This is a genomic window from Streptomyces sp. NPDC003720 (assembly GCF_042875075.1).
In the GTDB taxonomy this organism is placed as follows: Bacteria; Actinomycetota; Actinomycetes; order Streptomycetales; family Streptomycetaceae; genus Streptomyces.
This window is the reverse complement of sequence record NZ_JBIANZ010000010.1, coordinates 199,507-212,343: the sequence shown is the minus strand read 5'-3', so window position 1 is coordinate 212,343 and position 12,837 is coordinate 199,507. Positions and strand designations below refer to the sequence as shown.

10 protein-coding genes are annotated in these 12,837 nt (G+C 76.1%); 2 read left to right on the top strand and 8 right to left on the bottom strand.

From position 1 onward, the window contains the following. Position 1 precedes the first annotated feature (1 nt). Entirely contained in the window at positions 2 to 643 is a 642-nt protein-coding gene (locus ACFYU0_RS27190) for an isoprenylcysteine carboxylmethyltransferase family protein (protein ID WP_351664049.1), read from the bottom strand. Continuing rightward, on the bottom strand, positions 640 to 1,536 hold the full coding sequence (locus ACFYU0_RS27185; RefSeq protein WP_389304724.1) for an AfsA-related hotdog domain-containing protein: 897 nt from the start codon (positions 1,534 to 1,536) through the stop codon (positions 640 to 642). Before ACFYU0_RS27185 ends, ACFYU0_RS27190 begins: the two co-directional genes overlap by 4 nt. A 373-nt stretch (positions 1,537 to 1,909) precedes the next feature. Here ACFYU0_RS27185 and ACFYU0_RS27180 point away from each other — a divergent pair, with 373 nt between their 5' ends. Next, positions 1,910 to 2,788, top strand: a complete 879-nt coding sequence (locus ACFYU0_RS27180) for an SDR family oxidoreductase (protein ID WP_389304723.1) — start codon at positions 1,910 to 1,912, stop codon at positions 2,786 to 2,788. Here the strand turns inward: ACFYU0_RS27180 and mycP are convergent. After that, positions 2,785 to 3,984: a type VII secretion-associated serine protease mycosin gene (mycP, locus tag ACFYU0_RS27175; protein ID WP_389304722.1), complete on the bottom strand. Its 1,200-nt coding sequence runs from the start codon at positions 3,982 to 3,984 to the stop codon at positions 2,785 to 2,787. The two genes, ACFYU0_RS27180 and mycP, sit on opposite strands and share 4 nt — an antisense overlap. Next, positions 3,981 to 6,518 (bottom strand): hypothetical protein, encoded by a 2,538-nt coding sequence (locus ACFYU0_RS27170; RefSeq protein WP_389304721.1) that lies wholly within the window; start codon positions 6,516 to 6,518, stop codon positions 3,981 to 3,983. The genes mycP and ACFYU0_RS27170 overlap by 4 nt, the downstream gene beginning before the upstream one ends. A 270-nt stretch (positions 6,519 to 6,788) precedes the next feature. Between ACFYU0_RS27170 and ACFYU0_RS27165 the strand changes: the two genes are divergently transcribed. After that, positions 6,789 to 7,991 carry an amino acid deaminase/aldolase gene (locus ACFYU0_RS27165; protein ID WP_389304720.1) on the top strand — a complete coding sequence of 401 codons (1,203 nt, stop codon included), beginning with the start codon at positions 6,789 to 6,791 and terminating at the stop codon, positions 7,989 to 7,991. Between the two features lie 39 nt (positions 7,992 to 8,030). Here the strand turns inward: ACFYU0_RS27165 and ACFYU0_RS27160 are convergent, their stop codons facing one another. Genes ACFYU0_RS27160 through ACFYU0_RS27145 form a run of 4 tightly spaced genes read right to left on the bottom strand, consistent with a single transcriptional unit; the run spans position 8,031 to position 12,824 of the window. Beyond that, complete coding sequence (locus tag ACFYU0_RS27160; protein ID WP_389304719.1) at positions 8,031 to 9,260, bottom strand: haloacid dehalogenase-like hydrolase; 1,230 nt, start codon at positions 9,258 to 9,260, stop codon at positions 8,031 to 8,033. A gap of 26 nt (positions 9,261 to 9,286) precedes the next feature. Beyond that, positions 9,287 to 10,069, bottom strand: coding sequence for a 3-oxoacyl-ACP reductase (locus ACFYU0_RS27155; protein ID WP_351664060.1), 783 nt, complete (start codon positions 10,067 to 10,069; stop codon positions 9,287 to 9,289). After that, positions 10,066 to 11,439: an aldehyde dehydrogenase family protein gene (locus ACFYU0_RS27150; protein WP_389304718.1), complete on the bottom strand. Its 1,374-nt coding sequence runs from the start codon at positions 11,437 to 11,439 to the stop codon at positions 10,066 to 10,068. The genes ACFYU0_RS27155 and ACFYU0_RS27150 overlap by 4 nt, the downstream gene beginning before the upstream one ends. Before the next feature lie 26 nt (positions 11,440 to 11,465). Continuing rightward, the gene (locus ACFYU0_RS27145; RefSeq protein WP_351664064.1) at positions 11,466 to 12,824 is read right to left on the bottom strand and encodes a glutamine synthetase family protein; all 1,359 of its coding nucleotides are present in this window, start codon (positions 12,822 to 12,824) and stop codon (positions 11,466 to 11,468) included. Between the last annotated feature and the right edge of the window lie 13 nt (positions 12,825 to 12,837).

Sequence of the window (12,837 nt, the reverse complement as noted above, 5' to 3'; positions counted from 1 at the left end):
TCTACCACACCCCCGGCAGCAGCCGCGCCCGGCCGCCCGCGTATCCCGGGTATCCGGGGACGGCCCACAGCACGCGCTCCTCGACCCGGATCCGCCACACGATGACCGCGGCCAGGGCGAGCAGGAACAGCACGCTGAGCGGGTTGCAGAAGAACGCCACGAACGCGGCGTTGGCCAGCAGCATCCCGGTGTACGCGGGGTGCCGGACGTGCCGGTAGGGGCCGCTGGTGACGATGGTGTGGTCGGAGTAGCGCACCACGTGGTGGGAGTAGAACCGGCCGAGGGTGCGGATGGCGGTCAGGCGCAGCGCGACGGAGGCGGCGAACACCACGGCCGGCACGCTCAGCCACACCGACCAGGCGTGCCAGGGCAGCGGCCACAGCACCGCGGAGACACCGGTGCCGGCCCGGGTCAGGGCGTACGGCAGCAGGGTGCCGTTCTCGGCGGCGGACTGCTTGGGGTGGCGCACGGTGATGCCGGTCTCGGCGAGGATCCACAGCAGGTAGAGGCCCGCGAACAGGGCGGCCTCGGGGTGCGGGCCGGCGGTGTCCGAGGTGAGCAGCAGTGCGATGGCGAGGACGAACAGGGCGCAGGTCAGCGGCAGCAGGGCGCGCAGGACGAGGACGACGAGGCGCTGGTTCATGCCGCCGCCCCGGCGGCGGCGCGGAAGGCCCGGTAGGCCTCGGGGGTCAGGCCCTTGCTGACGTAGACGAGGCTGCCGATCCGGGTGCCCGGTCCGTCGCCCGCGATCAGCTCGAAGGTGAGCCGGGCCTTGTCGTCGGACATGCGGGTCCGTCGCCAGCGCAGCGCCAGCGGGAGCGTGGCGGGCAGGTCGGCCGGCAGGTCGGCGGTGAGCCGCAGCCACAGCATCTGCACCTCCTCCGGCCAGCCGCCGGCCCGGTGCGAGAGCCAGGTGGCGAACTGGCGGCCGGCCTCGACGACCGACTTCACCGAGCGCCGGCCGGGGCGGCGGCTCGACAGGGTGTGCCCGGCCTCCGACAGCAGCACCTGAGCGGTGAACACGTCGTCGTCGCACACGGGTTCGCCGAGCATGACGTTCTCCGGGCGGGTGCGGTGCACCAGGAACGCGCGGGCGGGCTCGGCGGCGGGGGCGGCCGGTAAGGCCTCCGGTCCGGGCCGGCCGCCCTCGGGGCCGGCGGTGAGGGTGAACCAGCTGTCCGAGACGACGGTCGGGCCCTGGGTGACGCGCAGGGTGTGGCGGCCGTTCTCGGGCGGTGCCGCGTAGAGCACGAGGCCCGGGGACAGCTCGGGCATCACCCGGAAGTTGACGACCCATTTCACCCGGGAGCCCGCCGGGACGTCGACGCGGTCGCTGACGGCGTCCGCCATGGCGCACACCAGGAGCATGCCGGGGACGTGGTCCAGCGGGTGGTCGTAGAAGAACGGGTCGCTCTGGTCGACGGTGAGGTCGGTGAGCCAGGGGTCGGCGTCGTGACCCCGGGCCGCCGGGTGCGGTGCTCCGGCCGGGCCGGTCCGCTGAACGCGTGTCTGGGCTCGGGTCGTTGGCGTGGTCATCCGTCTTCCTCGATTCCTGACTGTGCTTGCCGCTCGGCCCGGCCCGCGGCGCCGGTGCCCGCGCTCGCGGTGGCGGCGCGCCGCCCGGCCCCGGTCCACCGCGTGGGGCGCGTCCGCGGCGCCGGGCCCGGTGGCCGGCCGCATCGGTGCGGGCCGTCGTCGGCCCGGTGTTCGCGGAAGTCTTGACGAGCCGCCTGACATGCCGCTGACCTCTGCCGATGGCAGTGGCGTCCGGCATGACAGCGTTGTCCGCGCGTCAGCGGCGGGTCAGCGGCCGGGACCACGATCGGTCAACCGTTCACTCTTCGAGGGACCGGACGCCGGCGGCGGCCGGCCGGGACCGGTTCCGTGATCCGGCTGGGGAGGCCTTCGCATGATTCTGGTGACGGGCGCGACCGGTGTGGTGGGCGGCCAGGTGGCGCGGACGCTGTCGGCGGCCGGCCCGGTGCGGGTGTTCTGCCGTGACCCGGCCCGGCTGCCGGCGCTCGGTCCGGACGGCGAGGTGGCCGTCGGCTCCTACCAGGACCACGGCTCCCTGCGGCGCGCGCTCGCGGGGGTGGACCGGGCGTTCCTGGTCACCCGTGATCCCGGCGGCGACAGCGACGCGCGTTTCCTGCGGGCCGCGGAGGCGGCCGGGGTGCGGCACGTCGTGAAGCTGTCCGCCTACGCGGCCGGCGAGGACGACGCCGACGACCTGATCACGCGCTGGCAGCGGGACTGCGAGGACCTGCTGCGCTCCTGCGGCCTGGAGTGGACGCTGCTGCGCCCGCGCGCGTTCATGTCGAACACGCTGGCGTGGGCGGGCTCGATCCGTTCCGAGGGCGTGGTGCACGCCCTGCACCCGGGGGCGCCGAGCGCCTGCGTCGATCCCCGTGACATCGCCGACGTCGCGGTGGCCGCGCTGACCTCGTCCGGACACGAGGGCCGGATCCACCCGCTCACCGGTCCGGAGGCGATCTCGGCCGCGGACCAGACCCGCGAGCTGTCCCGGGTGCTCGGCCGCCCGCTGGTGTGCCGGGAACTGACGCCGGAGCAGGCCGCGGCCCGCTGGTCGCGCCGTCATCCGCCGCATGTGGTCGAGGCCCTGCTGCGCGGCGCCGAACGGCGGTCGCGGGGCAGCAAGGCGACGGTGGACGGGTCCGTGTCCCGCCTCACCGGCCGTGCGGCCCGGTCGTACGCGCGGTGGGCGGCGGACCACCGGGAGGCGTTCGGACCGGCGCCCGCCGCGCTTCCCGTGCCCGCCCGGGTCTAGAACCCCCCGTCGCGCCGCCGTCCCGTGTTCCGGCCCCGCCACAGGACGACACCGGCCACCAGCAGCACCGCGCCGGTGCCGCCCGCGAGCGGGCCCGCCCAGCCGGACGTGGCGGCGGCCGCCCTGGCGGTGTCCGGGCCGGGGCCGAAGTACTTCTCCCCGTACGACGCCGGACGCAGACCGCGGGGTTCCAGACGGGCCGCGGCCTTCAGCGCCGCCGCGGGGTCGATCATGCCGAAGCCGCGGGAGTCGTCCCGGCCGCCCACCGGGGCGTCGCGGGCGGTGTCCTCCAGGAGCTTCTTCACCTGGGCCGGGCTCAGCTTCGGATGGGCGGCCTTGATCAGCGCCGCCGCGCCCGAGACGTACGCGGCGGCGGCGGAGGTGCCCCAGCCCTCGTAGTACTTGTGGTCGGGGTCGGCGATCACGACGTTCACGCCGGGCGCGCTGACCGCGGCGTACCAGCGGCGGGTGGAGAAGGAGGCGCGGGTGCCGTAGCGGTCGACGGCGGTGGCGGCGATGACGCCCGGGTAGGCGGCCGGGTAGGAGACGTGGTCGCCCTTGGCGCCGCCGTTGCCCGCGGAGGCCACCACCACCACGCCCTTCTTCAGGGCGTACTGCACGGCCTCGTCCTCGCTCGGCTCGGGGTGGGCGGAGTCGGAGTCGTCGCCGAGCGAGAGGTTGATGACGTCGGCGCCGTGGTCGGCGGCCCAGCGGATGCCGTCGGCGAGGGCGTTGCCCCGGGTGGTACGGGCCTTGCCGCGGGCGGAGTCGCCGTCCTCGAGGATGACCCGCACGGGCAGGATCTTCGCCTCGGGGGCGACGCCCATGACGCCGTCGGCGCGTCCGGCGCCGTGACCGTGTCCGGCGATGATGCCGGCCATGGCGGTGCCGTGCCGGGCCCAGTCGCGGTCGCCGGGGCCCGCGCCGAAACCGATCATGTCCTTGGCGTCCAGGACGTTGCCGGCCAGGTCCGGATGGTCGGCCTCGACCCCGGTGTCCAGCACGGCGACGGTGACGCCCCGGCCCTTGGTGGTCTGCCAGGCCTCGGACAGGCGCAGGGCGGACAGGCTCCACTGCTGGGCGCGGATGCCGTCGGCGTGGGCGGCGGCGGACGGCAGCAGGACGAGGGAGCCGGCGAGCAGCAGGCTCACCGCGCTGCCGCGCAGGCGTCGGCCGCGCCGTGCCGGCCGCCTCATGAGGGGCTCTCCGTGGCCGGTCCGGCGGTCTGGCGCAGCCGGCGTTCGACGCGGTCGGCCAGGCCCTGCGCCTCCTGGCCGAGGCCGGCCTGGGCGGCTGCCGAGCCGGCGCCGGACCGCACGGCGTCCGCGGCGGGCTGCGGCGAGTCGACCGTACGGCCGTCGGTCCAGCCGGACACCGCGTAGGCGACGACGGGGGCGTCGGTCAGGACGGCGACGGTCCAGGTGGCGCGCTGCTCGTCGCCGAACCGGGCCGCCGCGGTGCCCTTGGCCGCGTACGGCCGGGGCATCAGGTCGGCGCGCCGGTCCAGGTGCTCGTCGCGGAAGCGGGCCGCGAGGGCGGACATGGCGGCGGGGTCGCCCTTGGTGAACAGCAGGCCCACGGTGGTGACATGGCTCTGGGTGGCGTCGGTGTAGGTGGCGCGCAGCAGCCGTCGGCAGCCGACCGGGGCGAGGACCTTGCGCAGCAGCGGGTCGAAGGCGCCGGCGCAGCCGGTGTCGGGGGCGACGGCGATCCGCGTCCAGGTCCGGTCGGCGCCGCCGGGGCCCGCGCCGGTGCCCTGGACGGTGGGCGGGAACAGCCCGTCCACGGGCACGCTGTGCCACAGGGTGCCGGCCGCGCTGAACCCGGTGCCCGCCCTGCCGCCGGAACCGTCGCCGGTGAGCCAGCTCCCGGTCACCGCGCCGCCGATGAGGCCCAGTCCGAGGACCAGGCAGGCGGCGGCAGCGGCGGTGCGGGGCCGCAGCCACGCCGGGGGCCGGGTCCGCTCGCCGTACTCGGGTTCCCCGAACGACACCACGGGCCGGGCCGGGCCGCCCGCGCTCCAGGACAGGACGGGGTCCGGCGACACCGGCGCGGGGCTCGCGGGGTGGGCGGGGCCGCCCGGACGCCACGCGGGCCGGCCGTCACGCGCGCCGGGCCCGGACGACGGCGCCGGGACCGGCGGGGCCGCGGCGCCCGGGGTCGGCGTGGGCGGTTGCGCGGGAGCGGGCGGCGGCTGGGAGGCCGGGCGGGCGGGAGACGGGGCGGAGGCCGTACGGGTGGCGGCGGGCTGCCCCACGGGGGCCGGGCGGTCGGAGCCGGACGCCGGGACCGGGCCTCCCCGGCCCGGGGCCGTTCCGGAACGGCGCTGCTCCGGCGCCGACGGGACCGGCCGCAGCCGCGTCGTCGTCTCCGTTCCGGACTCGGCGGAGGCTCCCGCCGCCGCGCCCGAGGTCCCGGCGCGCGCGGAGGCTCCCGCCGCCGGGCCCGCGGTCCCGGAACGGCGCTGCTCCGGTGCGGGCGGGACGGGCCGCAGCCGGGTCGTCGTCTCCGACGCGGACTCCGCGGGAGCGCCCGGCCGGCGTGACGGGGCCGCCGTGCGCGAAGCGTGCGGCGGGGCGTCGGGGAAGCGGGCGGAGGCGGGCGGCGGAGGCGGACCCGACGGGTCGGTGCCGGCGGGCCCGGCGGCGGAGGGGAAGGCGGGGAAGCGGGGCCCGTCGGCCGCGCTCGCGGCGCCGGACCGCTCACCGCCCTGCCGCGTCTCCTCCGGAGCGGGTCCGACCGGGTGCCGCGCGGCGCGCGGCGCGAAGACCGAGGGTTCCTCGTCGTCGGCGTCGTCCGGCGGGCAGACGGGCGCGGGGGCCACCCCGGGACGACGCCCGCCCGGCCGGCCGGCGGGCTCCCCCGGGCCACCGGCCCGCCCGGTGGCCGTAGGAGCGGACGCGGTCGCGTCGGCGTGGGCGATCCCGCCCAGGCCGTCGCCCGGCGCACCGGCACCCCCGGACGCGGTGCCGCCCCGGCCCGTGGACCCGCTCGCAGTCCAGGACTCGCCGACGCGGTCACCCGGTCGGGCGGCGGGCGCGGTGCGGACGGGGTCCGCCCCCTGGGCGACGGTCCCCTGCGGGTCGCCGGTTCGACGGGTCGCCGCAGGAGCGGACGCGGTCGCGTCGGCGCGGGCGATCCCGCCCCGACCGTCGCCCGGCTCAGCGACATCCCCGGACGCGGTGCCGCCCCGGCCCATGGACCCGCTCGCAGTCCAGGACTCGCCGACGCGGTCACCCGGTCGGGCGGCGGGCGCGGTGCGGACGGGGTCCGCCCCCTGGGCGGCGGTCCCCCGCGGGTCGCCGGTTCGGCCGGTCGCCGCAGGAGCGGGCGGGGTCGCGTCGGTGCGGGTGATCCCGCCCAGGGACCCGCTCCCGCTCCAGGACTCGCCGCCCCGGTCACCCGGCCCGGCGGCGGGCGCGGTGCGGACGGGGTCCGCCCCCTGGGCGGCGTTCCCCCGCGGGTCGCCGGTTCGGCCGGTCGCCGCAGGCGCGTCGGTGTGGGCGATCCCGCCCATGGACCCGCTCCCGCTCCAGGACTCGCCGCCGCGGCCGCCAGGCCCGGCGGCGGCCTCGCGCGGGGCGGTCGTGCGGGGTTGCGGTGTGTCGGCCGCGGGGGCGCCCGCGCGCGTGCCCTGGGGCGTCGGGGCGTAATCCTGGGGCGCGGTGGCGGGGCGGGGCGGGGTGGCGGGGCGCGGTGGGATCGGGGCGCGGCGCGCTTCCGTGCTCATGCACCCCCCGTTTCCTCGTGCCCGGGCCGTCTTCCGCGAGCGGGCCGCCGCGCTTCTCGGCCGTGCCCGGTGCGAAGCTCCGTCCGGGCACGCATACCCGTACGGCTGGACCGGCATCCCGGTTCAGGCGATGGGGCCGGGAGCGTTCCGCCGTCGTGCGCGTCACTCTACGGGTTGTCCGGGAGAGAACGAGAACCAGTCCACGAGCCCGTGGCATCTGCCCGTATCGTCCCCCTACCCTGCGGTAATCCTGTCTGGCACGCTTCCGTCATGACTGCGCGCGCCGCCGACCGGGCCCGTTACGACCGGGCCACCGCCCATCTCGACGCCCCTCTCGCGATCGTGGATCTGGAGGCGTTCGACGCGAACGCGGACGACCTCCTGCGCCGGGCCGGCGGCAAGCCGGTCCGGGTCGCCAGCAAGTCCGTGCGCTGCCGGGCGCTGCTGGAGCGGGTGCTGGCCAGGGACGGTTTCCAGGGCGTCATGTCGTTCACCCTCGCTGAGTCCCTGTGGCTGGCGCGCTCGGGGTTCGACGACGTCCTCCTCGCCTATCCGTCCGCCGACCGGTCGGGTTTCGCGGAGCTGGCCGCGTACCCCAAGCTCGCCGGCGCGGTCACCGTGATGGTGGACGACGTGGCCCAGCTCGACCTGATCGACGCGGCGCGCGACGGCGGACGTGAAGTGGTGCGCGTCTGCCTGGAGTTGGACACCTCGCTGCGGCTGCTGGGCGGCCGGATGCGGGTCGGGGCCCGGCGCTCGCCGCTGCACTCCGCCGCCCAACTCGCCGAGATGGCAAGGGCGGTGGCCCGGCGGCCGGGCTTCCGGCTGGTGGGGATCATGGCGTACGAGGGCCATGTCGCCGGGGTCGGGGACGCGGTGGCCGGGCGGCCGCTGCGCTCGCGGGCGATCCGGCTGATGCAGGCCGCCGCACGGCGGGAGCTGGCCGAGCGGCGCGCGGCGGTGGTGCGGGCGGTCCGCGCCGTGGCGCCCGGCCTGGAGTTCGTCAACGGCGGCGGGACCGGCAGTGTGCAGCACACCGCCGCCGAGGACGCGGTCACCGAGATCGCGGCCGGTTCGGGGCTCTACCTGCCGCGGCTCTTCGACAACTACACGTCCTTCACCGGGCGTCCGGCGGCCCTGTTCGCACAGCCCGTCGTGCGGCGGCCGGGCGTGGGTGTCGTCACCGTGCTGGGCGGCGGCTATCCGGCCTCGGGCGCCGCAGGCCCGGACCGGCTGCCCGTGCCGTACCTGCCGGAGGGTCTGGCGTACGACCCGCAGGAGGGTCCGGGCGAGGTGCAGACCCCGCTGCTCGGCACGCCCGCCGACGACCTGCTGATCGGCGACAAGGTGTGGTTCCGGCACGCCAAGGCGGGTGAGCTGTGCGAGCGGTTCGACGTGCTGCACCTGGTCGAGGGCGACAGGGTCACGGCCGCCGTGCCCACGTACCGCGGTGAGGGCCACACCTTCCTGTGAGCCGGTGCGCCGCACCCCCGAGCCGGGCCGGCGGGACGCTCAGGGGACGCGGTCGGCCTGGTCCGGCACCACGGAGCCGTCGGCGCGGCGCACCGGTCCGGGCGTGCCGTCGGGCGCGGTCCAGGCGGTGGTCGAGCACGGGTACGGCTCGGTCCGGCGCGGCAGCGGGTCGATGAACATGGGGTTCACCAGCCAGCGCCGGTCGGCGTCGTCGTAGGCCCGGCACATCAGTTCCGGCTTGTCGCGGTCGATGACGAGGTGGGCGCCGGTGGCGTCGCCGACGAAGGTGACGTCGGTGTCGGCGTCGCCGGCCGCGAGGGCGGGCCGGCGCTCCCAGGGCTGCCGCTGCCAGGCGGCGGCGCCCCGCACGCCGTAGATCTCCTGGTTGATCCAGCAGCGCTTGCCGTCGATGTAGGGGATCACCGCTCCCCGGGTCGCGGGGACGGCGCCGCAGCCCTCGGTCCGGGTGGTGATCCGGCCCCGGCGGTCCAGGACCGGGCGGATGGCGAGGGTGTGCGCCGCGTCCACGCCGACGCCCCGTGACCAGACCTCGGTGACGGGTTCGACGCCCGCCGAGACGACGTAGACCCGGAATCCGGCGCGGTGCAGGGTGCGGATGAGGTCGCGCATCTGGGCGTAGGGGCGGACGTAGGCGGGGACGGTGTGGGTGCCGAGGACGCGGGTCGCGCCGACCGGGGCGGCCAGGGCCTCGCGGCGGGCGGCGCGGGCGTAGGAGGCGAGTTCGGCGGGGGTGCGGCCGGCGAAGAGCTGCGGGACCCAGGCGTACTGCGGGACCGTGCGCCGGTGGTTCCAGCGGCCCGCGAAGGCCGGGACGCCGCTCATGGTGGTGGCGTGCTCGCGGATCTCGAGGATCTCGTCCGTGCAGCGCGGCCGGTCCGAGGTCCGCAGGGACGTGCCCGCCCCGGTGCCGCAGGCGGCGGCCAGTGCCCGGTCGGCGGCCTCGGTCAGCCAGGCGCTGGTGTCCTTCCAGCGGGCGGGGCGGGGCAGGCGGTCGTGGCGCAGGGCCCAGGAGAGGGTGGCGTCGGTGACGTCGTTCTTGGTGACGGTGTTGTCCCAGTCGAACGCGGCGACCGCGCCGGTGCGGCCGGAGCAGGTGCCGCGGGCGTCGACGACGCGTTGCAGGCGGGCGCGGTTGTCGCCGTGCCAGGAGGTGGTCAGCCGGGGGCAGTCGGGGCGCGCCGTCGGCGCGGTGGGCGCGGCCGCCAGGGCGGCGGCCGCTGCCAGGGTCCACGCGAGAAGTTGTCGCATATGCGCGGAACCTACACCTCTGCCCCTTACAGGGGGGTGACGTACGCGCCCGAGATCCCGCCGTCCACCAGGAAGTCGGTGGCGTTGACGAAGGAGGAGTCGTCGCTGGCCAGGAAGGCGACGGCGGCGGCGATCTCCTCGGCCCGGGCGAACCGCCCGACGGGGATGTGCACCAGGCGGCGCGCGGCGCGCTCCGGGTCCTTCGCGAACAGCTCCCGCAGCAGCGGGGTGTCGACCGGGCCCGGGCACAGGGCGTTGACCCTGATCCCCTCCCGGGCGAACTGCACGCCCAGCTCCCGGGACATCGCGAGCACGCCGCCCTTGGAGGCGGTGTACGAGATCTGCGAGGTGGCCGCCCCCATCCGGGCCACGAAGGAGGCGGTGTTGATGACGGAGCCCCGGCCCTGGCGCCGCATGTACGGGATGGCGGCCTTGCAGCACAGGTAGACGGAGGTGAGGTTGACCTCCTGGACACGCCTCCAGGCCTCCAGGCCGGTGTCCAGGATGGAGTCGTCGTCGGGCGGGGAGATGCCGGCGTTGTTGAAGGCGACGTCGACGCTGCCGTAGGTGTCGTGGGCGGCGGCGAACAGCGCCTCGACCTGTCCGGGGTCGGTGACGTCGGTCCGGACGAAGAGTCCGCCGGTCTCGTCGGCGGCGGCCTTGCCGGTGACCTCGTCGACGTCGGCGCAGACGACGTGCGCGCCCTCGGAGGCGAGCCGGCGGGCGCTGGCGAGGCCGATGCCGCTGCCCGCCCCGGTGACGACGGCGGTGCGGCCGGCGAGGCGGCGGCAGACGTGTTCTGCGTTCACTGTGCGGAGCCCTCCGTGCTGATGAAGACGTTCTTGGTCTCGGTGAAGGCGGTCAGTGCGCCGGGGCCGAGTTCGCGGCCGAGTCCGGACTGCTTGAAGCCGCCGAACGGGGTCCAGTAGCGGACGCTGGAGTGGGAGTTGACGGACAGGTTGCCCGCCTGGACGGCCCGTGAGACGCGCAGGGCGCGGCCGATGTCCCGGGTCCAGACGGAGCCGGACAGGCCGTAGGGGGTGTCGTTGGCGAGGCGGACCGCGTCCTGCTCGTCGGTGAAGGGCAGCAGGACGGCGACCGGGCCGAAGATCTCCTCGCGGACGGCCGGGGAGCCGGGCCGTTCCCCGGTGAGCACGGTCGGCGGGAACCAGAAGCCGGGGCCGTCGGGCGCGGCGCCGCGCAGGGCCTCGGCGCCCTCGGGGACGTACGACCGTACGCGGTCCAGTTGCCGGCGGGAGATCAGCGGGCCCATCTGCGTCTTCTCGTCGGCCGGGTCGCCCACGACGACGGAGGCCAGCGCGCCGGCGAGGAACTCGCGGGCGCGCTCGTACACCGGTTCCTGGACCAGGATCCGGGTGCGGGCGCAGCAGTCCTGGCCGGCGTTGTCCAGGAAGGAGAAGGGGTCGAGGGCGGCCTCCAGGTCGGCGTCGGCGAAGACGACGTTGGGGCTCTTGCCGCCGAGTTCCAGGGTGACCGGCTTGACCAGCCGGGCGCAGCGCTCCATGACCTCGCGGCCGGTGGCGGTGGAGCCGGTGAACACGATCTTGGCGACGTCCGGGTGGTCCGCCAGCGCGCGTCCGGCGGTGTGGCCGTGGCCGGGCAGCACCTGGAACAGGTGCTCGGGAAGGCCCGCCTCCAGGGCGAGTTCGGCGAGGCGGAGGGCGGTCAGCGGGGTCGTCTCGGCGGGTTTGAGGACGACGGCGTTGCCCGCGGCGAGCGCCGGGAAGGAGCCCCAGGCCGCGATGGGCATGGGGAAGTTCCAGGGGGCGATCACCCCGACGACGCCGAGGGGTTCGTGGAAGGTGACGTTCCAGCCCCCGGGCGCCGGGATCTGGCTGCCGAGGACGCGTTCGGCGCCGCCCGCCGCGTACAGCAGCAGGTCGCGGGCGTTGCCCGCCTCCCAGCGGGCGTTGCCGAGGGTGTGCCCGGCCTCGCGGACCTCCAGCCGGGCGAGTTCCTCGATGCGGCCGTCGACGGTGTCGGCGAACCGGCGCAGCAGCCGGGCCCGGTCGGCGGGCGGGAGCGCGGCCCACTTCTGCTGGACGCGCGCGGCGCGTGCGACGGCGGCGTCCACGTCCGGCGCGCCGGCGGCGGGGACGGTGGCGACGACCTCTTCGGTGGCGGGGTTGAGGACCTGCAGTTCGTGCGGCTCGGACACGTGAGGACCTTTCGCGGGCGTTCGCTTCACAGGCGTTCGAAGGAGCGGCGCAGTTCCCAGTCGGTGACGGCGGCGTCGAAGGCGGCCAGTTCGACCCGGGCCATGTTCCGGTAGTGGGCCACGACCTCGTCGCCGAAGGCGGCCTTGGCCACGGGGCTGTTCTCCCAGAGCTCGGCGGCCTCGCGCAGGGTGGTGGGCACGTGCTCGTAGTCCGCGGTGTAGGCGTTGCCCGGGCAGGGCTCGGGCAGTTGGAGCCGCTGCTCGACGCCGTGCAGACCGGCCGCGACCAGGCCGGCGACGGCGAGGTAGGGGTTCACGTCGCCGCCGGGGAGGCGGTTCTCGAAGCGCAGGGAGCGGCCGTGGCCGACCACGCGCAGCGCGCAGGTGCGGTTGTCGTGGCCCCAGGCGACGGCGGTGGGCGCGAAGGAGCCGGGCTGGAACCGCTTGTAGGAGTTGATGTTGGGGGCGTACAGGAGGGAGAAGTCGCGCAGGGCGGCGAGCTGCCCGGCGAGGAAGTGCCGCATGACGTCGGACATGCCGTCGGGCCCGGCCATGGCGTTGTTCCCCTCGGCGTCGGCGAGCGAGAGGTGGATGTGGCAGGAGTTGCCCTCGCGCTCGTCGTACTTGGCCATGAAGGTGATCGAGACGCCCTCCTGCGCGGCGATCTCCTTGGCGCCGGTCTTGTACAGGGCGTGCTGGTCGCAGGTGACCAGGGCCTCGTCGTAGCGGAAGGCGATCTCGTGCTGCCCGGGGTTGCACTCGCCCTTGGCGGACTCCACGGTCAGGCCGGCGCCCGCCATGTCGTTGCGCAGCCGGCGCAGCAGGGGCTCGACGCGGCCGGTGCCGAGGATGGAGTAGTCGACGTTGTACTGGTTGGCCGGGGTCAGGCCCTGGTAGTTGGCGTCCCAGGCCTGCTCGTAGCTGTCCTTGAAGACGATGAACTCCAGCTCGGTGCCGACCCGCGCGGTGTAGCCCAGCTCGGCGAGCCGGTCGAGCTGGCGGCGCAGGACCTGGCGGGGCGCGGCGACGACCGGGGCGCCGTCGTTCCAGGCGAGGTCGGCGACGAGCAGGGCGGTGCCGGGGTGCCAGGGGACGCGGCGCAGGGTGGCGGGGTCGGGGTGCATGGCGAAGTCGCCGTAACCGCGGTCCCAGGAGGACATCGCGTAGCCGTCGACCGTGTTCATCTCGGTGTCCACGGCGAGGAGGTAGTTGCAGCCCTCGGAGCCGTGGTGCAGGACCTCGTCGAGGAAGAAGCGGGCGGCGAACCGCTTGCCCTGCAACCGCCCCTGCATGTCGGGGAAGGCCAGGACGACCGTGTCGATCTCACCGCCGGCGACGAGGGCGCGCAGCTCCTCGACGCTCAGTGGGGGTGTGCGGTCTGCCACGGGAGATCCTCCT

Coding starts and splice junctions, on each gene's coding strand:
- ACFYU0_RS27160 (WP_389304719.1), bottom strand. CDS start 9,260: ATGCGACAACTTCTCGCGTGGACCCTGGCAGCGGCCGCCGCCCTGGCG.
- ACFYU0_RS27165 (WP_389304720.1), top strand. CDS start 6,789: ATGACTGCGCGCGCCGCCGACCGGGCCCGTTACGACCGGGCCACCGCC.
- ACFYU0_RS27190 (WP_351664049.1), bottom strand. CDS start 643: ATGAACCAGCGCCTCGTCGTCCTCGTCCTGCGCGCCCTGCTGCCGCTG.
- ACFYU0_RS27170 (WP_389304721.1), bottom strand. CDS start 6,518: ATGAGCACGGAAGCGCGCCGCGCCCCGATCCCACCGCGCCCCGCCACC.
- mycP (WP_389304722.1), bottom strand. CDS start 3,984: ATGAGGCGGCCGGCACGGCGCGGCCGACGCCTGCGCGGCAGCGCGGTG.
- ACFYU0_RS27180 (WP_389304723.1), top strand. CDS start 1,910: ATGATTCTGGTGACGGGCGCGACCGGTGTGGTGGGCGGCCAGGTGGCG.
- ACFYU0_RS27185 (WP_389304724.1), bottom strand. CDS start 1,536: ATGACCACGCCAACGACCCGAGCCCAGACACGCGTTCAGCGGACCGGC.